The 21,467-nt window shown below is 66.5% G+C and carries 16 protein-coding genes and 1 tRNA gene; 9 read left to right on the forward strand and 8 right to left on the reverse strand.

Annotated elements, in window-relative coordinates; genetic code table 11:
- Positions 1–5 precede the first annotated feature (5 nt).
- From RD110_RS09920 to hpnC, 4 genes are all read right to left on the reverse strand, one after another.
- Complete coding sequence (locus tag RD110_RS09920; RefSeq protein ID WP_083686190.1) at positions 6–1,211, reverse strand: CynX/NimT family MFS transporter; 1,206 nt, start codon at positions 1,209–1,211, stop codon at positions 6–8.
- Complete coding sequence (gene hpnE, locus RD110_RS09925; protein ID WP_076199017.1) at positions 1,208–2,527, reverse strand: hydroxysqualene dehydroxylase HpnE; 1,320 nt, start codon at positions 2,525–2,527, stop codon at positions 1,208–1,210. The genes RD110_RS09920 and hpnE overlap by 4 nt, the downstream gene beginning before the upstream one ends.
- On the reverse strand, positions 2,524–3,363 hold the full coding sequence (gene hpnD, locus RD110_RS09930; RefSeq protein WP_076199019.1) for a presqualene diphosphate synthase HpnD: 840 nt from the start codon (positions 3,361–3,363) through the stop codon (positions 2,524–2,526). The genes hpnE and hpnD overlap by 4 nt, the downstream gene beginning before the upstream one ends.
- 178 nt (positions 3,364–3,541) lie before the next feature.
- Positions 3,542–4,417 (reverse strand): squalene synthase HpnC, encoded by an 876-nt coding sequence (hpnC, locus tag RD110_RS09935; RefSeq protein ID WP_076199021.1) that lies wholly within the window; start codon positions 4,415–4,417, stop codon positions 3,542–3,544.
- A 195-nt stretch (positions 4,418–4,612) separates the two neighbouring features.
- Here hpnC and RD110_RS09940 point away from each other — a divergent pair, with 195 nt between their 5' ends.
- The 8 genes from RD110_RS09940 to RD110_RS09975 all read left to right on the forward strand — a co-directional run bounded on the left by RD110_RS09940 (position 4,613) and on the right by RD110_RS09975 (position 16,928).
- Positions 4,613–5,749, forward strand: a complete 1,137-nt coding sequence (locus tag RD110_RS09940; RefSeq protein WP_076204744.1) for an efflux RND transporter periplasmic adaptor subunit — start codon at positions 4,613–4,615, stop codon at positions 5,747–5,749.
- Between the two features lie 7 nt (positions 5,750–5,756).
- Entirely contained in the window at positions 5,757–8,966 is a 3,210-nt protein-coding gene (locus RD110_RS09945) for an efflux RND transporter permease subunit (protein ID WP_076199023.1), read from the forward strand.
- A 162-nt stretch (positions 8,967–9,128) separates the two neighbouring features.
- Positions 9,129–9,215: transfer RNA gene (locus tag RD110_RS09950), tRNA-Leu, on the forward strand.
- Between the two features lie 21 nt (positions 9,216–9,236).
- On the forward strand, positions 9,237–10,550 hold the full coding sequence (gene tig, locus RD110_RS09955) for a trigger factor (protein WP_076199025.1): 1,314 nt from the start codon (positions 9,237–9,239) through the stop codon (positions 10,548–10,550).
- A gap of 104 nt (positions 10,551–10,654) precedes the next feature.
- Complete coding sequence (clpP, locus tag RD110_RS09960) at positions 10,655–11,275, forward strand: ATP-dependent Clp endopeptidase proteolytic subunit ClpP (RefSeq protein ID WP_076199027.1); 621 nt, start codon at positions 10,655–10,657, stop codon at positions 11,273–11,275.
- A 99-nt stretch (positions 11,276–11,374) separates the two neighbouring features.
- Complete coding sequence (gene clpX, locus RD110_RS09965) at positions 11,375–12,643, forward strand: ATP-dependent Clp protease ATP-binding subunit ClpX (protein ID WP_076199029.1); 1,269 nt, start codon at positions 11,375–11,377, stop codon at positions 12,641–12,643.
- A gap of 123 nt (positions 12,644–12,766) precedes the next feature.
- On the forward strand, positions 12,767–15,208 hold the full coding sequence (lon, locus tag RD110_RS09970; protein ID WP_076199031.1) for an endopeptidase La: 2,442 nt from the start codon (positions 12,767–12,769) through the stop codon (positions 15,206–15,208).
- A 196-nt stretch (positions 15,209–15,404) separates the two neighbouring features.
- Positions 15,405–16,928, forward strand: coding sequence for a DEAD/DEAH box helicase (locus RD110_RS09975; RefSeq protein WP_076199033.1), 1,524 nt, complete (start codon positions 15,405–15,407; stop codon positions 16,926–16,928).
- A 4-nt stretch (positions 16,929–16,932) separates the two neighbouring features.
- Here RD110_RS09975 and RD110_RS09980 read toward each other — a convergent pair whose 3' ends face one another.
- Complete coding sequence (locus tag RD110_RS09980) at positions 16,933–17,775, reverse strand: symmetrical bis(5'-nucleosyl)-tetraphosphatase (protein WP_076204747.1); 843 nt, start codon at positions 17,773–17,775, stop codon at positions 16,933–16,935.
- Between the two features lie 24 nt (positions 17,776–17,799).
- On the opposite strand from RD110_RS09980, the gene RD110_RS09985 reads away from it, so the two are divergent.
- Positions 17,800–19,101 carry a hemolysin family protein gene (locus tag RD110_RS09985; RefSeq protein WP_076199035.1) on the forward strand — a complete coding sequence of 434 codons (1,302 nt, stop codon included), beginning with the start codon at positions 17,800–17,802 and terminating at the stop codon, positions 19,099–19,101.
- On the opposite strand, the gene RD110_RS09990 is transcribed toward RD110_RS09985, so the two are convergent.
- The 3 genes from RD110_RS09990 to RD110_RS10000 form a co-directional block, all read right to left on the reverse strand.
- Positions 19,088–20,113 carry a GlxA family transcriptional regulator gene (locus RD110_RS09990; protein ID WP_239467211.1) on the reverse strand — a complete coding sequence of 342 codons (1,026 nt, stop codon included), beginning with the start codon at positions 20,111–20,113 and terminating at the stop codon, positions 19,088–19,090. The genes RD110_RS09985 and RD110_RS09990 overlap by 14 nt on opposite strands.
- A gap of 1 nt (position 20,114) precedes the next feature.
- A complete protein-coding gene (locus RD110_RS09995; RefSeq protein ID WP_076199037.1) occupies positions 20,115–20,735 on the reverse strand; it encodes a DJ-1/PfpI family protein in 621 nt (206 codons plus the stop codon).
- Between the two features lie 83 nt (positions 20,736–20,818).
- Positions 20,819–21,331: a hypothetical protein gene (locus tag RD110_RS10000; RefSeq protein WP_076199039.1), complete on the reverse strand. Its 513-nt coding sequence runs from the start codon at positions 21,329–21,331 to the stop codon at positions 20,819–20,821.
- Positions 21,332–21,467: the final 136 nt, after the last annotated feature.

Below are 21,467 nucleotides of genomic sequence, written 5' to 3' on the forward strand. Positions count from 1 at the left end.
TGTGGTCAGCTTGGCTCGCGCGTCGCCCGCACCAGTGCCGCCCTTCCCGCGCCCCAGCCGAACCAGGCCGCCCCCAGCGCCATGCCGCCGTACACGTAGCCTGCGCTCGCGAAGCTGCCGGTGCGGCCGTGCAGCACACCGATCAGCATCGGCCCGGCCGAGGCCACCAGGTAGCCGACCGTCTGCGCCATGCTCGACAACTGCGCGGCCACCTGGCTGTCGGGTGAGCGCAGCACGATCAGCGTCATGCACACCGAGAACAGCCCGCCCTGCGCCAGCCCGAGCAGCGCCGCATAGCCCCACACGAGCGACAGCGGCGCGTACAGCATGGCCAGCAGGCAGGCGCCGGCCAGCAGCGCCAGCGCGACGTTGAGCCCGCTCTGGTTGCGCTGGCGGATCGCGAAGCTCGGCAGCAGCAGGCAGGTGGCGACCTGCGCCATCACCGAGGCCGAGATCACCCAGCCAGCCGTCACGCCGTCCAGGCCGCGTTCGCGCAGGATGGGCGCGAGCCAGCCGAACATGGCGTAGGCCAGGCCCGACTGCAGCCCCATGTACATCGTGACCTGCCAGGCCAGCCGGTCGCGCCACAGGCCGCGCACGCGCTGGCGCTGGTGCCCATCGGCGGCCGGGCCGCGGCGCAGGGCCTGCGGTGCCCAGATCAGCGCCACCAGCGCGGCAGGCACGGCCCATGCGGCCAGCGCCCAGGTCCAGCGGTGGCCGAACCATTGCGCGAGCGGCACCGACAGGCCGGCCGCGCCCGCGGCGCCGCCGCAGACAGCCATGGTGTAGAGCCCGGTCATCAGCCCGGCCTGGGCCGCGAAGTCGCGTTTCACCAGGCCCGGCAGCAGCACGTTGCCCACCGCGATGGCACCCGCAGCGACCGCCGAGGCGGCGAAAAGCATCGGCAGGCTGCCGGTGCCGCGCAGCGCGGTGCTCAGGCCCAGCAGCAGCAGCACGCCGAGCAGGGTTTTCTCGATGCCGAAGCGCAGTGCCAGCCTGGGGGCGAGCGGCGCAAACAGGCCGAGGCAAAGCACCGGTATCGCCGTGAGGTAACTTGCACCGAGCGCGGTGAGGCCGGTGCCGGCGCTGATCTCGGGCAGCAGCACCGGCAGGCTGGCCAGCGCCGGGCGCAGGTTCAACGCGATCAGGATGATGCTGGCGGCGAGCAACCAGTGTGCGGCGCGGCTGCGCGCGGGAGGGTTCGGGGTCATGCAAACGATGGGTTGGAAAGGGCTGCGGCAGCGGCCACACCGCTGCGCACTGCGCCCTCGAGTGTGCCGGGATAGGGGCCGGCCACGTGTTCGCCGCAGGCCAGCAGGCCGGGCGCGACCCGCATCGCCGGACGGCGCAGGCCGGGGGTGCAGGCGAAGGTGGCGCGTTTCTCGACGATGGTCTGCACCGGCATCAGGTCTTCCAGGCCGAGTTGCGACCGGCCCTGGGCCAGCACCTGGGCTTCGATGGTGTCGCGGTCGCCGTGGCTCACACTGACCACGAAGGCCAATATACCCCCATGCCCGGGTGCATGCGCCGCGCCCAGGTGGCGGCGGTCGAACACGAACTGGGCCGGTGCTGCAGGCGAGGAACGCAGCGCGAGCATCGGCGCGGCGAGGCGCGTGGCGCTGGTGGCGTAGACGGTGGTGATGGCTTCGAAGGCCAGGCCGTCGCTGTCGGCGAGCCAGCCTTCGCTGTCGGCCAGGCCGGCCTGCCGTACGAGGCGCGCAGCTTCCCAGGAGGGGCAGGCGAGCAGCACCGCGTCGAAATCTTCCGCCAGGCCATCGGCTAGCACCTGCCAGCGCGGGCCCGGTTGCGTGATCGCCGCGACGCGGCGGCCGAGCCGCACTTCGCCGCCGCCCGCCACGAGCCAGGCCGCGGCGGGCGCGGGAAACAATTGGCCCAGGTCGACACGCGGGATCAGCAGATTCGAGCCGCCGTACGCGCCTGTCCGCGGGCCGAGCAAGGAATCCTGGATCACCCGCAGGAACACCTGGCCGCTGGCCTCATTGGCGGCCGTGTTCAGGGCCGAGGCGCACAGCGGCTCGATGAGTTCGGCCATGACGCGCGGCGTGAGTTCGGCGCACAGGTCGGCGACGTTGAGGGCCGCGTCACACCGGAACTTGGCGCGTTGCCAGGCTGAAGCGGCGCGCAGCAGCGTGAGCTTGTCGCGCCAGTTCCAGCCACGTGCGCCCAGGATGCCGGCCAGGCCGTCGAAAGGCGCGGGCCAGTCGGGGCATTCAAGGCCGTTGCCATCGGGAAAACGCAGGGTCAGCGGCAGGCGCAGCAGGGCCTGGTCGGCATCGACACCGACCTCTCGCATCAGCCGCAGGGTTTCGGCATAGGCGCCGATGAGGATGTGCTGGCCGTTGTCGAGCCACAGCGTGGTGCCGTCGGTTTTTGCATGTTTCAGGGCTCTGGCCCTGCCGCCAAGCGCGCGGGATGCTTCGAAAACGATAGCAGTGTGGCCAGCGCGCGTGGCTTCCACGGCAGCGGCCAGGCCGGCCCAGCCGGCACCGACGATGGCGATCCTCACACCCTGCCCAAAGCCTGCACCTTCCAGGCCAGCCAGAGCTTTCGGATCGGCGTGAGGCTGTTGCGCTGGTGCAGCACCTGGAAGTTGTCGCGTTCGATCTCGCGCAGCAGCGTGCGGTAGATGCTGGCCATCATCAGGCCGGGTTTTTGCGCGCGGCGGTCGGCCTCGGGCAGCACGGCCATGGCTTCGTCGTAGAGCCGGTGCGCGCGCTCGGCCTGGAAGCGCATCAGCGCGGTGAAGCGGTCGGAATAGGTGCGCTTGAGGATCTCGTGCGCCTTCACGTCGAACTGCTGCAACTCGTTGACCGGCAGGTAGATGCGGCCCATGAGCGCGTCCTCGCCCACGTCGCGGATGATGTTGGTGAGCTGGAAGGCCAGGCCGAGCTTGTGTGCGTAGTCGGTGGTGGCGGCCTGGGTCTGGCCGAAGATGCGCGCCGACACTTCGCCCACCACGCCGGCCACGAGGTGGCAATAACGCTGCAGACCGGGGAAGTCGAGGTAGCGCGTCTGCTCCAGGTCCATCTGGCAGCCGTCGATGATGGCCTGCAGGTGGTGCTGCTGGATGTCGTATTCGGCGCTGTGCGGCATCAGAGCCTGCATCACGGGATGCGTGGGCTTGCCGGCGTAGGCTTGTGCGACCTCGCTTTTCCACCAGGCGAGCTTCGTCTGGGCGACGCCGGCGTCGGTCGTCTCATCGACGACGTCATCGACTTCGCGGCAGAACGCATAGAAGGCGGTGATGGCCGCGCGCCGCGGGCGTGGCAGGAAAAGAAAGGCGTAATAGAAGCTGCTGCCGGAGGCGGCGGCCTTTTGCTGGACGTACTGCTCGGGGGTCATTTGGGGGGATTGTTACATTGTCACTGGTCAACCCATCGCTCAGCTTGGCCCGCCTTCGGCAAAAAGCCTGTCCCATTCCAGGGGCGCCGCGGAACCGGCTTCGCCGGGCCGCTGGTGGCGCCCCCTGCAAGGGGGTGGCGCTACACACAGTGAGCGACTTGGGGGTGAGCGAAAGTTCTTACATTGCGAACGCACGCGCCAGCATCAGCGGTGCGTCCCAGGCACCGATGCGTGGCCGCGCACGCAGCGTGGCGAAATGCATGGCCTCGATCTTGTCGAGGATGCGCAGGCCGCCTTGCACCACCAGCCGCAGCTCCCAGCCGGCCCGGCCCGGCACGGCGTGCACCAGCGGCGTGCCGCTTTGCATCAGTTCCCGCGCCCAGGCCACCTGTTCGGCGATCAGCCGCGTGGCTTCGGGCGTCTGTTCGCGGGCCAGCAACGTGGCGTCGCTCACCCCGTGGCGGAGGCGGGCGTCGGCAGGCAGGTAGTAGCGCCCGCGCGGCAGGTCGAGGCTCAGGTCCTGCCAGAAGTTGATGAGCTGCAGGGCGTTGCAGATGGCATCGCTCTGCTGCAGCGAACGGCCGTCCGCGACGCCGTACAGGTGCAGCAGCAGCCGGCCGATCGGCGCGGCCGAACGCTGGCAATAGGCCAACAGTTCGGTGCGGTCGGCATAGCCCTGTCGGTTTTGGGTCTTATGCACATCCTGGGTGAAGGCATCGAGCAGGTCGGCCAGCAACTGGTGCGGCAGCGAAAATGCCGTCATCTCGCGTGCGAGCGGCCCGAAAACCTGGGGCCAGCGGGTCGATGGCGCGCGGCCCGCCACGATGGCCGCGAGGTCGGCGCGGTAGGCGGCGAGGTCGTCCAGGCGTTGTGCAAAAGTCACATCGCCTTCGTCGGCCAGGTCATCGGCCGTGCGCGCGAAGTGGTAGATGGCCGCGATGGGCGGCCTCAGCCGTGGCGGGCAAAGCCAGGAGGCAACGGGAAAATTTTCGTAGTGCTCGACGCTTTGTCGGGTAGCATTTTGGGTCGAGGAGGGGGCATTCACGGGCCGCATTGTCGCTGGACTAAGCTGTGGCCATGACCCTGTCGCGTTCCATCAGTCTTCGAGCAGACGGTAACCGGTTGTACGGATATGTGCTTATCTGTACAGTCAGTCGGCAGTCGCTCAGTCGTTTTCAGCAGGCCAGTCATGTCAAAAAAAATACCGCGTAGTTCCTTACGCTCCCCTGTGCGCGCCGGTTTCACGGCCATGGCCTGGCTGGCAATCCTGGGCCTGGTCGGCCTGACGGCCGGATGTTCCAAGCCCGAACCGGAGGCCGAGCCGATCCGCTCCGTCAAGGTGCAGACGGTGACGCCGAGCGTGCTGCAGTCGCGCCTTGAATTCTCGGGTGACGTGCGCGCCCGGGTCGAATCCCGGCTGGGCTTCCGGGTGGCCGGCAAGATGGTGCGGCGCCAGGCCGAACTCGGCCAGCGCGTCAAGGTCGGCGAGGTGCTGGCGCAGCTCGATCCGCAGGATTTCCGGCTGGCGAACGATGCCGCCCAGGCCCAGGTGGCCGCGGCGTTGACCAACCGCGACCTGGCCGCGGCCGACTACAAGCGCTACAAGGAGTTGCGCGATCAGAACTTCATCAGCGGGGCCGAACTCGAGCGGCGCGACACGGCACTCAAGTCGGCGCAGGCGCAATACGACCAGGCGCGCGCGCAGTCTTCCTCGCAGGGCAACCAGGCCAGGTACACGCGGCTGGTCGCCGACGTGGCGGGCGTGGTCACCGGCATCGAAGCCGAGCCTGGCCAGGTGGTGGCCGCCGGCACGCCGGTGGTGCGCATCGCCCAGGACGGGCCACGCGACGTGGTGTTCACCGTGCCCGAGGACATGGTGGCGGCCATGGCGGTCGGCTCGCCGGTGGAGGCGCGCATCTGGGCCTCGGACGCGGTGTTGAGCGGCACGGTGCGTGAGGTGGCGGCCAGCGCCGACCCGGTGACGCGCACCTTCCAGGTCAAGGTGGCGCTGGAGACGGCCGAGCCGCCGCCGTTGGGCACGACGATGACGGTGGTACCCAAGGCGCTGAGCCGCGCCGGCGCCCCGGTCATCAAGTTGCCGACCAGTGCGCTGTGGCAGGACGCCAAGCAGGGCAGCGCGGTCTGGGTGCTCGAGCCGTCGAGCATGACGGTGCGGGCGCAACCGGTGGCGGTGGCCACGGCGGACGGCAACGAGGTGGTCATCGGTTCGGGCCTCACGCCGGGCATGCAGGTCGTGACGGCCGGCGTGCACGTGCTCGCGCCGGGGCAGAAGGTGCGCATCTACCAGGAGAGGACGACGGCCTCGGCCGCCGCCGTGCCGGCGCCAGCGCCGGTTGCCGCGGCCAGCACGCCGGCTGCGAAGTGAGCCCTCGATGAGCCATCCAGAATACCAAGCCGCGGCCGACGCGCAGCCCAAGGGTTTCAATCTTTCGAAATGGGCGCTCGACCATCCGGCGCTCACGCGTTACCTGATGGTGGTGCTGATGCTGATGGGCTTCGCCGCCTACTTCCAGCTCGGCCAGGACGAAGACCCGCCGTTCACCTTCCGGGTGATGGTGGTGCGTACCTACTGGCCCGGCGCCACTGCGCAGCAGGTCGCCGAGCAGGTGACCGACAAGCTCGAACGTACGCTGCAGGAGGTGCCGTACGCCGACCGCATCCGCAGCTATTCCAAGCCGGGTGAGTCGCAGATCATCTTCCAGCTCAAGGATTCGTTCAAGGGCAGCGAGGTGGCCAACCTCTGGTACGTAGTGCGCAAGAAGATCGGCGACATGCGCTACACGCTGCCGTCCGGCGTGCAGGGGCCGTTCTTCAACGACGATTTCGGCGACGTCTACGGCATCATCTATGCGCTGGAGGCCGACGGTTTCAGCAATGCCGAGGTCAAGGTGTTCGCCGACGACGTGCGCCAGCAGCTGCTGCGCATTCCCGACGTGGCCAAGGTCGACCTGTTCGGCGTGCAGGACCAGAAGGTCTTCATCGAGATTTCGCAAAAGCGCCTGGCCCAGCTCGGCCTGGACCTGAACCAGGTGCTGGCCCAGCTCGGCCAGCAGAACGCCGTGGAAAGCGCGGGCGCGGTGCAGACGCCGCTGGACGTGGTGCAGGTGCGCGTGGACGGACAGTTCGAGGCCGTCGAGGACCTGAAGGCGCTGCCGATCCGCGGCAGCTCGGGCGGCACGCTGCGGCTGGCCGACATCGCCCAGATCACACGCGGCTACGTGGACCCGCCGCAGGTCAAGGTGCGCCACCAGGGCAACGAGGTGATTGCGCTGGGCGTGTCGATGATCCGAGGCGGCGACATCATTGCGCTGGGCAAGGCCATGGACACCTTGTCCGCGCGCATTGCCAAGAGCCTGCCGGCCGGCGTGAAGCTGGTGCAGGTGCAGGACCAGCCGAAGGCCGTGTCGAGTTCGGTCAATGAGTTCGTCGGCGTGCTGATCGAGGCCGTGCTGATCGTGCTGGCCGTGAGTTTCGTCAGCCTCGGCCTGCACAAGCGGCCCGGCCGCAACCCCTGGTGGAAACACTACATGCTCGACATCCGGCCCGGCCTGGTCGTGGGCATCACCATCCCGCTGGTGCTGGGACTGACCTTCCTCGGCATGTGGTACTGGGGCATCGGGCTGCACAAGATATCGCTGGGCTCGCTGATCATCGCGCTGGGTCTGCTGGTCGACGACGCCATCATTGCCGTGGAGATGATGGTGCGCAAGATGGAGGAGGGCTACGACAAGGTACGCGCCGCCACCTTTGCCTACGAGATCACCGCCATGCCGATGCTCACCGGCACGCTGATCACCGCGGCCGGCTTCCTGCCGATCGGCATCGCAAAATCCGTCACCGGCGAATACACCTTCGCGATCTTTGCGGTGACGGTGCTCGCGCTGCTGCTGAGCTGGTTCGTGTCCGTGTATTTCGTGCCCTATCTCGGCACGCTGCTGCTGAAGCCGCCGGCGCACGTGGAGACGGCCGCCGACGGCAGCCCGGTCCACCACGAGAGCTTCAACTCGCCGTTCTACAACCGCTTCCGGCGCCTGGTGAACTGGTGCGTGCTGCACCGCTGGATCACCATCGCGCTGACGCTGGCCACCTTCGCGCTCGGCATCGTCGGCATGGGCAAGGTGGAGCAGCAGTTCTTCCCCGATTCGAGCCGGCCGGAGATCATGGTCGACATCTGGTTTCCGGAAGGCACCTCCTTCGTCGCCAATGAAAAGGTGGCCAAGCAGGTCGAGGCGCGCCTGATGCGCGAGGCCGGCGTGGCCACGGTGACCGGCTGGGTCGGCTCGGGCGTGCCCCGCTTCTACCTGCCGCTGGACCAGGTGTTCCCGCAGACCAACGTGACGCAGTTCATCGTGCTGGCCAAGGACCTGCATCAGCGCGAGGTGCTGCGCGTGAAGCTGCCGGACCTGTTGGCCACGGAATTCCCGGAGGTGCGCGGCCGTGTCAAGTTGCTGCCCAACGGGCCGCCGGTGCCGTATCCGGTGCAATTCCGCGTCGTCGGCACCGATCCGCTGGTGCTGCGCGACCGCGCCAACGAGGTCAAGGCCGCGATGCGCGAGAACGCCAACACCCGCGGCGTGAACGACAACTGGAACGAGTCGGTGAAGGTCATGCGGCTGCAGGTCGACCAGGCCAAGGCGCGCGCGCTCGGCGTGAACAGCCAGGCCATCGCGCAGGCCGCGAACACCATCCTGCTCGGCGCCACCGTGGGCCAGTTCCGCGAAGGCGACAAGCTCATCGACATCGTGCTGCGCCAGCCGCTCGACGAGCGCAGTGCCATCACCGACATCGCCAATGCCTACCTGCCCACGGCCAGCGGCAAGTCGATCCCGCTGCTGCAGATCGCCAAACCGGTGTTCGACTGGGAGCCCGGTGTCATGTGGCGCGAGAACCGCGACTACGCGATCACCGTGCAGAGCGACATCACCGAAGGCCTGCAGGGCGCGACCGTGACCAACGAACTGCTGCCGCAGTTGAAGAAGCTGGAAGCCAAATGGGCCGAACAGGGCCAGGGCGGCTACCGCATCGAGGTGGCCGGTGCCGTGGAGGAGAGCAGCAAGGGCTCGGCCTCGATCGCGGCTGGCGTGCCGATCATGCTGTTCATCACCTTCACGTTGCTGATGCTGCAGCTGCACAGCTTCAGCCGCGCGATGCTGGTGTTCCTGACCGGGCCGCTGGGCATTGCCGGCGTCGCCGGGGCGCTGCTGCTGCTCGGCCGGCCGTTCGGCTTCGTGGCGCTGCTGGGCGTGATCGCACTGATGGGCATGATCCAACGCAACTCGGTGATCCTGATCGACCAGATCGAGCAGGAACGCGCCCGTGGCGTGCCGACCTGGGACGCGATCGTCGACGCGGCCGTCGGCCGTCTGCGCCCGATCGTGCTCACCGCCGCGGCGGCCGTGCTGGCGATGATTCCGCTGTCGCGTTCCGTGTTCTGGGGGCCGATGGCCGTGGCGATCATGGGCGGTTTGGTGGTCGCAACCGTGCTGACGCTGCTGGCCTTGCCCGCGATGTACGCGGCCTGGTTCCGCGTCAGGCGCGAGCCGCCAGCCGAAGAGCCCGCGCGCTCCGTCGTGCCCGCCTGAAACCGGCCTGACCTCGGCCCAGGGCGATTTTCCGGATCGCCGGCCGGAAAACCGGCGCCTGCGCAGGCTAAAATGCCAGGTTCACCGATTTCACGCGAACGGTCGGCGGCCCGGGATTCCAGGAATCTCCGTGCATGCGGGCCTTCGTTTTGTCTGGAACAAGCGCGGGTGGCGAAATTGGTAGACGCACCAGGTTTAGGTCCTGACGCCAGCAATGGTGTGGGGGTTCGAGTCCCCCCCCGCGCACCACACTTTTTTTAAGAGACCAAAATGGCCGTTACTGTTGAAACCCTGGAAAAGCTGGAACGCAAGATCACGCTGTCGCTGCCGGTCGACGTGATCCAGAACGAGGTGAATTCCCGCCTCAAGAAGATGGCGCGCACGGTCAAGATGGACGGTTTCCGTCCCGGCAAGGTGCCGATGAACGTCGTCGCCCAGCGTTACGGCTATTCGGTGCATTACGAAGTGATGAACGACAAGGTCGGCGAGGCTTTCGCCAGCGCCGCCAACGAAGCCAAGCTGCGCGTGGCCGGCCAGCCGCGCATCAGCGAGAAGGAAGAATCGCCCGAAGGCCAGCTGGCTTTCGACGCGGTGTTCGAGGTGTTCCCCGAAGTCAAGCTAGGCGACCTGACTACCGCTGAGATCGAGAAGCTCTCGGCCGAAGTGGACGAAGGCGCCATCGACAAGACCATCGAGATCCTGCGCAAGCAACGCCGCAGCTTCGCCCAGCGCGCACAGGACGCCGCTGCGGTGGACGGCGACCGCGTGACGGTCGACTTCGAAGGCAAGATCGACGGCGAAACCTTCTCCGGCGGCAAGGCCGAGGACTTCCAGTTCCTGGTCGGCGAAGGCCAGATGCTCAAGGAATTCGAAGACGCCGTGCGCGGCATGAAGGCTGGCGAAAGCCGCACCTTCCCGCTGTCGTTCCCGGCCGACTACCACGGCAAGGACGTGGCCGGCAAACAGGCCGACTTCATGGTCACGCTGAAGAAGATCGAAGCGGCTCACCTGCCCGAAGTCAACGAAGCCCTGGCCAAGTCGCTCGGCATCGCCGATGCGAGCGTGGAAGGCCTGCGCGCCGACATCAAGAAGAACCTGGAGCGCGAAGTCAAGTTCCGCCTGCAGTCGCGCAACAAGCAAGCCGTGATGGACGCGCTGGTCGCCAAGGCCGAACTCGACCTGCCCAATGCCAGCGTGCAATCCGAAATCAACCGCATGATCGAATCGGCACGTGCCGACCTGAAGTCGCGCGGCATCAAGGACGCTGAAAACGCGCCGATCCCCGACGAAGTCGTGCGCCCGCAGGCCGAGCGCCGCGTGCGCCTGGGCCTGGTGGTGGCCGAACTGGTGCGCGCCAACAACCTGCAGGCCAAGCCCGAGCAGATCAAGGCCCACGTGGAAGAGCTGGCCTCGAGCTACGAGAAGCCCTCGGAAGTGCAGCGCTGGTACTACAGCGACCAGCAGCGCCTGGCCGAAGTCGAAGGCATCGTGATCGAGAACAACGTGACGGAATTCGTGCTGGGCCAAGCCAAGGTCAGCGACAAGGTCATCTCGTTTGATGATCTGATGGCACAGCAGAACTGATTTGCGAACACAATCGATTTGCTGACCATGTAGCAGGGGGCTTGTGCTTTGCGGTGCAGGCCCTTATTTACGTGGAGTCTCCTTCAACCATATCGGGAAATCACATGATCATCGGAAAAAGCGCGCTCGACACCCAGGGACTCGGCATGGTCCCCATGGTCATCGAGCAATCAGGTCGTGGCGAACGCTCCTACGACATCTACTCACGCCTGCTCAAGGAGCGCGTGATTTTCCTGGTCGGCCCGGTCAACGACCAGACGGCCAACCTCGTGGTCGCCCAGCTGCTGTTCCTGGAGAGCGAAAATCCTGACAAGGACATTTCGTTCTACATCAACTCGCCCGGCGGCTCGGTCACGGCCGGCATGGCCATCTACGACACGATGCAGTTCATCAAGCCCGACGTGTCTACGCTGTGCGTCGGCATGGCGGCCAGCATGGGTGCCTTCCTGCTCGCGGCCGGCGCCAAGGGCAAGCGCTTCTCGCTGCCGAACTCGCGCGTCATGATCCACCAGCCCTCGGGCGGTGCGCAGGGCCAGGCGACGGACATCGAGATCCATGCGCGCGACATCCTGAAGACGCGTGACCAGTTGAATCGCATCCTCGCCGAACGCACGGGCCAGAGCATCGAGAAGATCGAGCGCGACACCGAGCGCGACTACTTCATGTTCGCCGACGAAGCCAAGGCGTATGGTGTGGTCGACGAGGTCATCGCCAAGCGACCCTGAACCGCGCGGGTCGGCTGATCGAACGGCGTTTTCTGAGTCAGAAAGCGCCGTTTTTTATTTGGTTATCATTCAGTAACGACTGAAAAAGGCATTCTTCCCATGGCCGAGAAAAAAGGCTCTTCCAGCGAAAAGACCCTGTATTGCTCCTTCTGCGGCAAGAGCCAGCACGAAGTGAAGAAGCTGATCGCGGGGCCGTCGGTGTTCATCTGCGATGAATGCATCGACCTTTGCAACGAAATCATCCGCGACGAAGTGCCTTCGGGTACCGAGGTGGGCGGCGAACCGCGCAGCGACCTGCCGACGCCGATCGAGATCAAGAACAACCTGGACAACTACGTCATCGGCCAGGAGGTCGCCAAGCGCACGCTGGCGGTGGCGGTCTACAACCACTACAAGCGCCTGCGCCACAAGGAGAAGGCCAAGAAGGACGACATCGAGCTCACCAAGAGCAACATCCTGCTGATCGGGCCCACCGGTTCCGGCAAGACGCTGCTCGCGCAGACGCTGGCGCGCATGCTCGACGTGCCTTTCGTGATGGCCGACGCCACCACGCTGACCGAAGCCGGCTACGTGGGCGAGGACGTCGAGAACATCGTCGCCAAGCTGCTGCAGAGCTGCAACTACGAAGTCGAGCGTGCCCAACGCGGCATCGTCTACATCGACGAGATCGACAAGATCTCGCGCAAGTCCGACAACCCTTCGATCACGCGCGACGTGTCGGGCGAGGGGGTGCAGCAGGCGCTGCTGAAGCTCATCGAAGGCACCATGGCCAGCGTGCCGCCGCAGGGTGGGCGCAAGCATCCGAACCAGGACTTCCTGCAGATCGACACGACCAACATCCTGTTCATCCTCGGCGGCGCGTTCGCCGGGCTGGAAAAGGTGATCGGCAACCGCACGGAATCTTCGGGTATCGGTTTCGGCGCCGCGGTCAAGAGCAAGAAGGAACGCAGCCTCACCGAGGTGTTCCGCGAGGTCGAGCCCGAAGACCTGATCAAGTTCGGCCTCATTCCCGAACTTGTGGGGCGCATGCCCGTGGTCGCCACGCTCGCCGAACTCAGCGAGGACGCACTGGTGCAGATCCTCACCGAGCCCAAGAACGCGCTGGTCAAGCAATACAGCAAGTTGTTGGCGATGGAGGGTGTGGACCTGGAGATTCGCCCTTCGGCGCTGAAGGCCATTGCCAAGAAGGCGCTGGCGCGCAAGACCGGTGCGCGCGGCCTGCGGTCCATCCTGGAGCTCTCGCTGATCGACACCATGTTCGAGCTGCCCAACACCACGAATGTCGACAAGGTGGTGGTGGACGAATCCACCATCGAAGAAAACAAACCGCCGCTTCTCGTGTACCGCGAAGCGGCCAAGAAGGCCTGACGCGATCACCGGCCGGCCGAATGAGCCGGCCTTTTTTTGCCCTTACCATGGCTTTGGTCTTGGCCGTCGGGTTGAAAATAGCCCATCGACGTCCATATTCATCAGGACTTTCAAAGGATCTTCATGTCCGGACACACCTCATTGCCTGCTGAACCACTCGAACTGCCACTGCTGCCCTTGCGCGACGTGGTGGTCTTTCCCCACATGGTGATTCCGCTGTTCGTCGGCCGTCCCAAGAGCATCAAAGCGCTCGAGGCCGCGATGGAAGCCGATCGCCGCATCATGCTGGTGGCGCAGAAGGCTGCCGCCAAGGACGAGCCGCTGGTCTCCGACATGTTCGACGTCGGCTGCGTCTCCACCATCCTGCAGATGCTGAAGCTGCCCGACGGCACGGTCAAGGTGCTGGTCGAAGGCCAGCAGCGCGCGCGCGTGAACCACATCGACGACGGCGAATCGCATTTCACCGCCAATGTGACACCGGTGGAAGCCGTGGCCACGGCGCAGAAGAACACCGAGGTCGAGGCGCTGCGCCGTGCGGTGATGCAGCAGTTCGACCAGTACGTCAAGCTCAACAAGAAGATTCCGCCCGAGATCCTGACCTCGATCTCGAGCATCGACGATCCGGGCCGCCTGGCCGACACCATTGCCGCGCACCTGCCGCTCAAGCTTGATAGCAAACAAGTGGTGCTGGACTTGGCTGACGTGCGTGAACGCCTGGAAAACCTGTTCGGCCAACTCGAGCGCGAAGTCGACATCCTCAACGTCGACAAGAAGATCCGCGGCCGCGTGAAGCGCCAGATGGAGAAAAACCAGCGCGACTTCTACCTGAACGAACAGGTCAAGGCGATCCAGAAGGAACTCGGCGAAGGTGAAGAGGGCGCCGACATCGAAGAGATCGAAAAGAAGATCAAGGCCGCCAAGATGCCGAAGGAAGCCTTGAAGAAGGCCGAGGCCGAACTCAAGAAGCTCAAGCTGATGTCGCCCATGTCGGCCGAGGCCACGGTGGTACGCAACTACATCGACGTGCTGGTCGGCCTGCCCTGGAGCAAGAAGACCAAGATCAAGCACGACCTGGCCAACGCCGAAGCCGTGCTCAATGAAGACCACTACGGCCTGGACAAGGTCAAGGACCGCATCCTGGAATACCTCGCGGTGCAGCAGCGCGTGGACAAGGTCAAGGCGCCGATCCTGTGCCTGGTCGGCCCACCGGGCGTGGGCAAGACCTCGCTCGGTCAGTCGATCGCCAAGGCGACCGGCCGCAAGTACACCCGCATGGCCCTGGGCGGCATGCGTGACGAGGCCGAGATCCGTGGCCACCGCCGCACCTACATCGGCGCGCTGCCGGGCAAGGTGCTGCAGAGCCTGAACAAGATCGGCACGCGCAATCCGCTGTTCCTGCTCGACGAGATTGACAAGCTCGGTACGGACTTCCGTGGCGACCCGTCGAGCGCGTTGCTGGAAGTGCTCGATCCCGAGCAGAACCACACCTTCGGCGACCACTACGTGGAAGTCGACTTCGACCTCTCCGACGTGATGTTCGTCGCCACCTCGAACTCGATGAATATTCCCACGGCCCTGCTGGACCGTATGGAAGTGATCCGCCTGTCGGGCTACACGGAAGACGAGAAGACCAACATCGCCATCAAGTATTTGCTGCCCAAGCAGTTGAAGAACAACGGCGTGAAGGAAGAGGAACTGCTGATTTCCGAGGCCGCCGTGCGCGACATCGTGCGTTACTACACGCGGGAAGCCGGCGTGCGTTCGCTCGAGCGCGAGTTGTCCAAGATCTGCCGCAAGGTGGTGAAGGCGCTGCTGCTGAAGCAGATGAAGCCTCAGGTGCTCGTCACGGCCGACAACCTCAACGACTTCCTCGGTGTGCGCAAGTACAGCTACGGCCGCGCCGAGCAGCAGAACCAGGTTGGCCAAGTGGTCGGTCTGGCCTGGACCGAGGTCGGCGGCGACCTGTTGACGATCGAAGCCGCGCTGATGCCGGGCAAGGGCGTGATCACCACCACCGGCTCGCTCGGTGACGTGATGAAGGAATCGGTTTCCGCAGCCCGGACGGTCGTGCGCAGCCGTGCACGCATGCTGGGCCTGAAGGACGAAGTGTTCGAGAAGAAGGACATCCACATCCACGTGCCCGATGGCGCCACGCCGAAGGACGGCCCGAGCGCGGGCGCGGCCATGACCACGGCCTTCGTGTCCGCGCTCACCGGCATCCCCGTGCGCGGCGACGTGGCCATGACGGGTGAAATCACGCTGCGCGGCGAAGTCACGGCGATCGGCGGCCTGAAGGAAAAGCTGCTGGCGGCCCTGCGCGGCGGCATCAAGACGGTGCTGATCCCCGAGGAAAACGCCAAGGACCTGCAGGACATTCCGGAAAACGTGAAGAACGGTCTGGAAATCGTGCCGGTGAAGTGGATCGATCAGGTGCTCGAAGTGGCGCTGGAGCGCATGCCCACGCCCTTGCCCGAGGACGAACCGGCCGCGACGCCCGTGCCGCTCGGCGTGGCTGCGGCCGGGGAAGGCGCACCGGCTGGCACCGAGGGCTCGGTGAAGCACTGAGCGGATTGCCTTCCCGGGCGCCAAGCCGACGGAGCCCCATCCGTCGGCTTTTTTCATGGCCGACAACCCTGCTGGCGGAAGGTCGTCGGCCATGTGCTCGGCAGAGATTTTCACAATTCGGCGATAATATTTGCCGGCGCCTAGTCTATCGGGCGCAACCTGCTATGGTTTCAATAGCTAAACACCGCTGGACTTGATGACCGCTACCCCCCTGGACTCCCTGGACTCCTTCTCTCAGCTGCAACTCGCAGAGCCTTTGTCGCGCGCCGTGGCCGACATGGGCTACACCTCGATGACGCCGATCCAGGCGCAGGCCATTCCCGTGGTGTTGCAGGGCCGCGACGTGATGGGCGCCGCCCAGACCGGCACCGGCAAGACCGCTGCCTTCTCGCTGCCCCTGCTGCAGCGCATGCTGGCGCACGAAAACGCCTCCACATCGCCCGCGCGGCATCCGGTGCGGGCGCTGGTGCTGTTGCCTACGCGCGAACTCGCCGACCAGGTGGCCCAGGCGATCAAGGCCTACGCCAAGCACACCAACCTGCGCAGCATGGTGGTGTTCGGCGGCATGGACATGAAGCCGCAGACGCTGGAGCTGAAAAAAGGCGTCGAAATCCTGGTGGCCACGCCGGGCCGGCTGCTCGATCACATCGAAGCCAAGAATGCCGTGCTGAACCAGGTCGAGTACGTGGTGCTCGACGAGGCCGACCGCATGCTCGACATCGGTTTCCTGCCGGACCTGCAGCGCATCCTGAGCTACCTGCCGAAGAAGCGCATCACGCTGCTGTTCTCGGCCACGTTCTCGCCCGAAATCAAACGCCTGGCCAACAGCTACCTGCAGGATCCTGTCACCATCGAAGTCGCGCGCTCCAATGCCACGGCTTCCACGGTGGAGCAGCATTTCTACAGCGTGAACGGCGACGACAAGCGCCGCGCCCTGCACCAGGTGCTCAGGACCCGTGGCGTGAAGCAGGCCTTCGTGTTCGTCAACAGCAAGCTGGGTTGCGCCCGGCTTGCGCGCGATCTCGAGAAAGACGGCCTGAAGACCACCGCCCTGCACGGCGACAAGAGCCAGGACGAACGCCTGAAGGCGCTCGACTCGTTCAAGAAGGGCGAAGTCGACCTGCTGGTCTGCACCGACGTGGCCGCGCGCGGCCTCGACATCAAGGACGTGCCGGCGGTGTTCAACATCGACATCCCGTTCAACGCCGAAGACTACGTGCACCGCATCGGCCGTACCGGCCGCGCCGGCGCTTCGGGTCTGGCCGTGAGCTTCGTCTCCGGCAGCGACGCGCGCCTGGTGACGGACATCGAGAAACTGATCGGCAAGAAGATCGAACTCGAAGCGGTGGAATACGACGAGGACACGCCGCGCATCCGCACCCAGGGCCGCATCAACGACGGCCGCCGCGCCTGGGGTGGCGATGATCCGCGCGACGTGCTGGATGCGCCGCGCGAACCACGCGAGCCACGGTTTCCGCGTGCGCCACGCGCCGAAGCGCCGCGCCGGCCTTCGCGCGATCCGTTCTTCGACCAGCCCTACCAGGCCCCTTCGACCGAGGCCGCTCCCGCCTGGGAAGCCGCGGCGCGCAACCCCGCCGTGCGCAGCATCTCCGCCAACATCAAGCCCAAGCGCAAGGTGGCGGCTTTGTTCAAGGCGCGTCCGCCGGCACCTGCAGCGCCTGTGGCCGTGGCGCAAGCGGCGCCGGCCGAAACGGTCTAGCTTTTCAGCCGGGCCGCTGCGCCTGCGGGCACGGCACCTGGATCAGTTCGTGCTCGGCCAGCGTCGTGCCGACCCTGAGGGCACTGAGCGACCCGCCCCAGACGCAGCCGGTATCCAGCGACCACACGCCGGCCGCATCCATCCAGCCCAACGTCGACCAGTGGCCGAAGGCCAACCGGACCCCGGCCGTGCGCCGGCCCGGCACCGCGTACCACGGCATGTAGCCGGCGGGCGCTTCACCGGCACCTTCCTTGGCATCGAACTCCATGCGGCCGTCGGCCGAGCAGAAGCGCAGCCGCGTGAGTGCATTGACGATCACCCTCAGGCGCGGCGCACCCACGAGGTCGTCGTGCCAGGCTGCGGGTTCGTTGCCGTACATCTCGTGCAGGAAGGATGGCAGGTCCGGCCCGCGCAGCACCGCCTCCACTTCCGCGGCCAGCATCAGCGTCTGTGCCGCCGTCCAGGCCGGCAACACCCCGGCATGCACCATCAGCAGGGTCTCGCCGGCCACCGTTTCCAGCATCGCCATGCGCCGGTGGCGCAGCCAGTCGAGCAGGGCGGCGCGGTCGGGCGCGTCCAGTACGGCCTGCAGCGTGTCGCTGCGATGGGGCTTGCGCACGCCGTGCGCGGCGGCCAGCAGGTGCAGGTCGTGGTTGCCGAGCAGGCAGCGCGCCGCATCCCCATAGGCCATGAGCCGGCGCAGCACGCCGACCGAAGCCGGACCGCGGTTCACCAGGTCACCGAGCATGTACACCGTGTCGCGGCTCGGTGAGAAACCGATGGTGTCGAGCAGACGGCCCAGCGGCGCATCGCAACCTTGTATATCGCCTATCAGGTACATTGCCATGGTGTTCATTCTTGCATTGGTTTCATGGATTTCCTGCTCATCGCGTTTCTGACCCTGCTCAATGGCGTGTTCGCCATGTCCGAGCTGGCCCTGGCCTCCAGCCGCAAAGCGAGGCTGACCGCGATGGCCGAGGCGGGCGACAAGGGCTCACGCGCGGCGCTGACGCTGCTGGACAACCCGACGCAGTTCCTGTCCTCGGTGCAGGTCGGCATCACCTCGATCGGCATGCTCAACGGTATCCTGGGCGAGGCCGCCTTCAGTGACAAGCTCTCGGCCTGGATGCAGACCTTCGGGATGAACACCCGGCCGGCCGACATCACCGCCACGGCCGTGGTGGTGACGGTGATCACCTTCATCACCATCGTCTTCGGCGAACTCGTGCCCAAGCGCATCGGCCAGCTGTATCCCGAGCCGGTGGCGCGCGCCATCTCGCGTCCCATGACCTGGGTAGCCACGGTCGCCAAGCCCTTCGTGAGGCTGCTGTCGCTCAGCACGCATGCGGTGCTGAAACTGCTGCGCATCGACAACTCGGCCGGCCGTTCGGTGACGGAAGAGGAAATCGTGGCCAGCCTGGAGGAGGGCGTGGACGCGGGTGTGATCGAGCAACACGAACACCAGATGGTGCAGAACGTGTTCCGCCTGGACGACCGGCCGCTGACCTCGCTGATGGTGCCGCGCGCCGACGTCGAATGGCTCGACGCCTCCCACACCGTGGCCCAGTGCCTGCAGCATGCCGGCAGTGGCGGCGGCCATGGCGCGCATTCCTGGTACCCGGTGTGCCGCGGTTCGCTGGACGACGTGGTCGGCGTGATCAGCGTCGGGCGCCTGCTCGAGCTCGGCCCCGACGAGCCGGGCCCGGTCGAGCGGCATGTGTTGCCTGCCGCCTTCCTGCCCGAGACCTTGAGCGGCATGGAGTTGCTCGAGCAATTCCGCGCCAAGTCGGGCCGCATGGTCTTCGTGGTCGACGAATACGGCGTGGTGCAGGGCCTGATGACACCGCGCGACCTGCTGGAGGCCATCACCGGCGAACTGCAGCCCGGCGCGCCAGCCGATGCCTGGGCCTTCGAGCGCGAAGACGGCAGCTGGCTGCTCGACGGGCTGATGCCGGTGGGTGAGCTCAAGAGCCGGCTCGACATCAAGGACCTGCCCGAAGACGGCCGCGGCCGCTACAACACCGTGGCTGGCCTGCTGATGTCGGTATCGGGCCAGTTGCCCGCGGTCGGCGAGCGCATCGAGTGCGCGGGTTGGGTCTTCGAGGTGGTCGATCTGGACGGCAAGCGCATCGACAAGGTGCTGGCCAGCCTCGCGCCGCTCAATCCTGCGTAGGCGCCTGCGCGGATTGCCGGCGGCGCCGTGATGGCGTCTGCGGCTTGCCCAGTTGCTTCCAGGTGCGCCGCAGCTGTGCATCCGAGCTGAAGCCCGCCTGCGCCGCCGCCTGGGTGACGTTGCCGCCCGACTGCAGCGCCGCTTCTGCCGAGGCCAGGCGCAGCCCGCGCAGGTATTGCAGCGGCGCGATGCCCGCGTGTTCGACGAACAGCCGCGTGAGATGGCGCGGCGACACATGCGCCACGGCCGCCATGCGCGGAACGTTCCACGCCTCGGACGGTCGCTGGGCTACCGCGTCCTGCACACGATGCAGCGCGGCGTGCAGGTGGGCGCGGTGCTGCAGGAAGGGCGACAGTTCCGGATCGTGCGGCCCGCGGCGCAGCGCCACCACCATGGTCTGTGCCACCTGCGCCACGACGGCCTCGCCGCAACGGGCGGCCATGCGGTGCAGCATCAGGTCCACGCCGGTGGTCACGCCCGCACTGCTGTAGACGGGGCCGTCCTCGACGAACACGCGGTTGGCCACCACCTCGCAGCCGGGCTCGGCCTGCCGCAGTTCTTCCAGATGCTGGTGGTGCGTGGTCGCGCGTCGTCCGGCGAGCAGGCCGGCGCGCGCGGCGATCACCGCGCCGGCGCAGATGCACACCAGCTCGAGCCGGCCGGCCGCCAGGCGCAGTCCGCGCAGCCAGTGCAGCACGCTGCGTGCCGGCGGGCCGTCCAGGTCCATCGTGCGGCCCGGCTGGCCGACGAGCACGATCCATTGGCAGGCTGCCGCGTCTGCAAGTTGTGACGCCGACGGCAGCGGCGAGAGTTCCGCCATGCGGGCACCGACCGAAGTGCTCGTCTCCGTTTGCGGTCCGACGAAATGCATCGCGAAGGCCGGTGACCCGCCTTGCGCGCACAAAACCTGGTTGGCGATGCGCAGCGCCTCCGCCGGCCCGGCCCAGTCCAGGATCAGGCTGTCGGGCAGCAGGACGAAATGAACGTCGATCGGCGCGGCGGCAGCGCTCACCTCATGCGTCCTGCCACGGGTAGTCCATCTGCCGCGCGGTGCGCGCCGCCAACGCGGCATCGGCCAACCGTTCCACGAGGTGCAGGCTCATGTCGATGCCGGCGCTGATGCCGGCGGACGTCACGAAGCGGCCTTCGTCGACCCAGCGCACATCCGCCTCGACCTGCAGCGCGGGGAATTGGCGGTGCAGGTCGTCGATGTCTTCCCAGTGGGTCGTCACGCGCTGCGAGGTCAAAACGCCGCTGGCGGCGAGGATGAACGCGCCGGTGCAGACCGAGGCCGCGATCTGCGCCCCCGTCGCCACCCGCGCCACCCAGGCGCGCGTGGCGGGGCAGGCTACTGCCTCATCGACGACGCCTCCCGGCACGACCAGCAGATCGGCCTGCGGGCACTGCGTGAAATCGAGAGACGGCAGCAGCCGCAGGCCTGCGCGGGCCTGGACCGGGTCCAACGTGCGCGCCACGCAATCCACCTGCCAAGCCGCTGCGCCGTCCATGGCACCGGGAGCCAGGCGTTGCGCCATCCGGACCGCGGTCGTGAAGACTTCGTACGGGCCGGCAAGGTCGAGGGCCTCCACGCCGTCGAAGGCGAGGATGGCGATGCGGAAGGGAGAAGGGTTCATTTTGAGACTTCATTGTGGACCATGAAGTCCTCATTCTGAGCCGATGAATGGCGCTCGCCCGCTCGAATGCCGCCACGCAACGATCATTTCAGGACATGGGCAGGGTTCGCCGGATGGTCCTGTTGATTACGGATGGCCTGCGCGCAGACGCGTGCGGCGGCGAAACCTCTTTCCTTGGCCAGCGCGTCGCAGATCGCGGCGCACTCCTCGATCTTGTTTCGCAGGGCGGCCAGCGCGTCCGACTCACGCACCAACGGGATGTTGAAGGTGTCGTCCTGCTGGGACCATTCGGTGATCCAGCTTTGCAGTTCGGCTTCGGAGATGCAGCCGCCGACGTGGTTGCCAGGCAACCCGCGGGCGCGGGCGACCACGGGCATGCGCGGGTCGGTCACGGTGTGCCGCGTGTCGACGGCGCGTTGGATCGCGGCCTGCTCGAATGACTGCTCCTCGGCCAGCGTGGCCCGGATCGCCGCCACGCCGACCATCCACTCCTTGATCGCACGCGGGTCGCGCTGGAACTCGTCCCAGGCGGCACTCCAGCCGTTGGCGCGCATGGCCGCCGCATAGGCGATCTTGGCCAATTGGACGTCGGTCATCTGGGCTCCCTTCGCTCGGTGACGAATCTGCATCGCCACGGAGACAGTTTGGGGAAAAAGGCCATGTGTCGCAAACGTGCGGATCGCAAAACCACGTCAGATCAAGCGCCATTCACGTGCGGGTCGAAGGTATCGC

The sequence above is a fragment of the Rhodoferax koreense genome, from assembly GCF_001955695.1.
GTDB lineage: Bacteria > Pseudomonadota > Gammaproteobacteria > Burkholderiales > Burkholderiaceae_C > Rhodoferax_B > Rhodoferax_B koreensis.

Bases quoted from the DNA above. Each gene is read 5' to 3' on its own strand.
- RD110_RS09920 (WP_083686190.1), bottom strand. From the start codon at position 1,211: ATGACCCCGAACCCTCCCGCGCGCAGCCGCGCCGCACACTGGTTGCTC.
- hpnD (WP_076199019.1), bottom strand. From the start codon at position 3,363: ATGACCCCCGAGCAGTACGTCCAGCAAAAGGCCGCCGCCTCCGGCAGC.
- hpnC (WP_076199021.1), bottom strand. From the start codon at position 4,417: ATGCGGCCCGTGAATGCCCCCTCCTCGACCCAAAATGCTACCCGACAA.
- RD110_RS09940 (WP_076204744.1), top strand. From the start codon at position 4,613: ATGGCCTGGCTGGCAATCCTGGGCCTGGTCGGCCTGACGGCCGGATGT.
- RD110_RS09945 (WP_076199023.1), top strand. From the start codon at position 5,757: ATGAGCCATCCAGAATACCAAGCCGCGGCCGACGCGCAGCCCAAGGGT.
- tig (WP_076199025.1), top strand. From the start codon at position 9,237: ATGGCCGTTACTGTTGAAACCCTGGAAAAGCTGGAACGCAAGATCACG.
- clpP (WP_076199027.1), top strand. From the start codon at position 10,655: ATGATCATCGGAAAAAGCGCGCTCGACACCCAGGGACTCGGCATGGTC.
- clpX (WP_076199029.1), top strand. From the start codon at position 11,375: ATGGCCGAGAAAAAAGGCTCTTCCAGCGAAAAGACCCTGTATTGCTCC.
- lon (WP_076199031.1), top strand. From the start codon at position 12,767: ATGTCCGGACACACCTCATTGCCTGCTGAACCACTCGAACTGCCACTG.
- RD110_RS09975 (WP_076199033.1), top strand. From the start codon at position 15,405: ATGACCGCTACCCCCCTGGACTCCCTGGACTCCTTCTCTCAGCTGCAA.
- RD110_RS09980 (WP_076204747.1), bottom strand. From the start codon at position 17,775: ATGGCAATGTACCTGATAGGCGATATACAAGGTTGCGATGCGCCGCTG.
- RD110_RS09985 (WP_076199035.1), top strand. From the start codon at position 17,800: ATGGATTTCCTGCTCATCGCGTTTCTGACCCTGCTCAATGGCGTGTTC.
- RD110_RS09995 (WP_076199037.1), bottom strand. From the start codon at position 20,735: ATGAACCCTTCTCCCTTCCGCATCGCCATCCTCGCCTTCGACGGCGTG.
- RD110_RS10000 (WP_076199039.1), bottom strand. From the start codon at position 21,331: ATGACCGACGTCCAATTGGCCAAGATCGCCTATGCGGCGGCCATGCGC.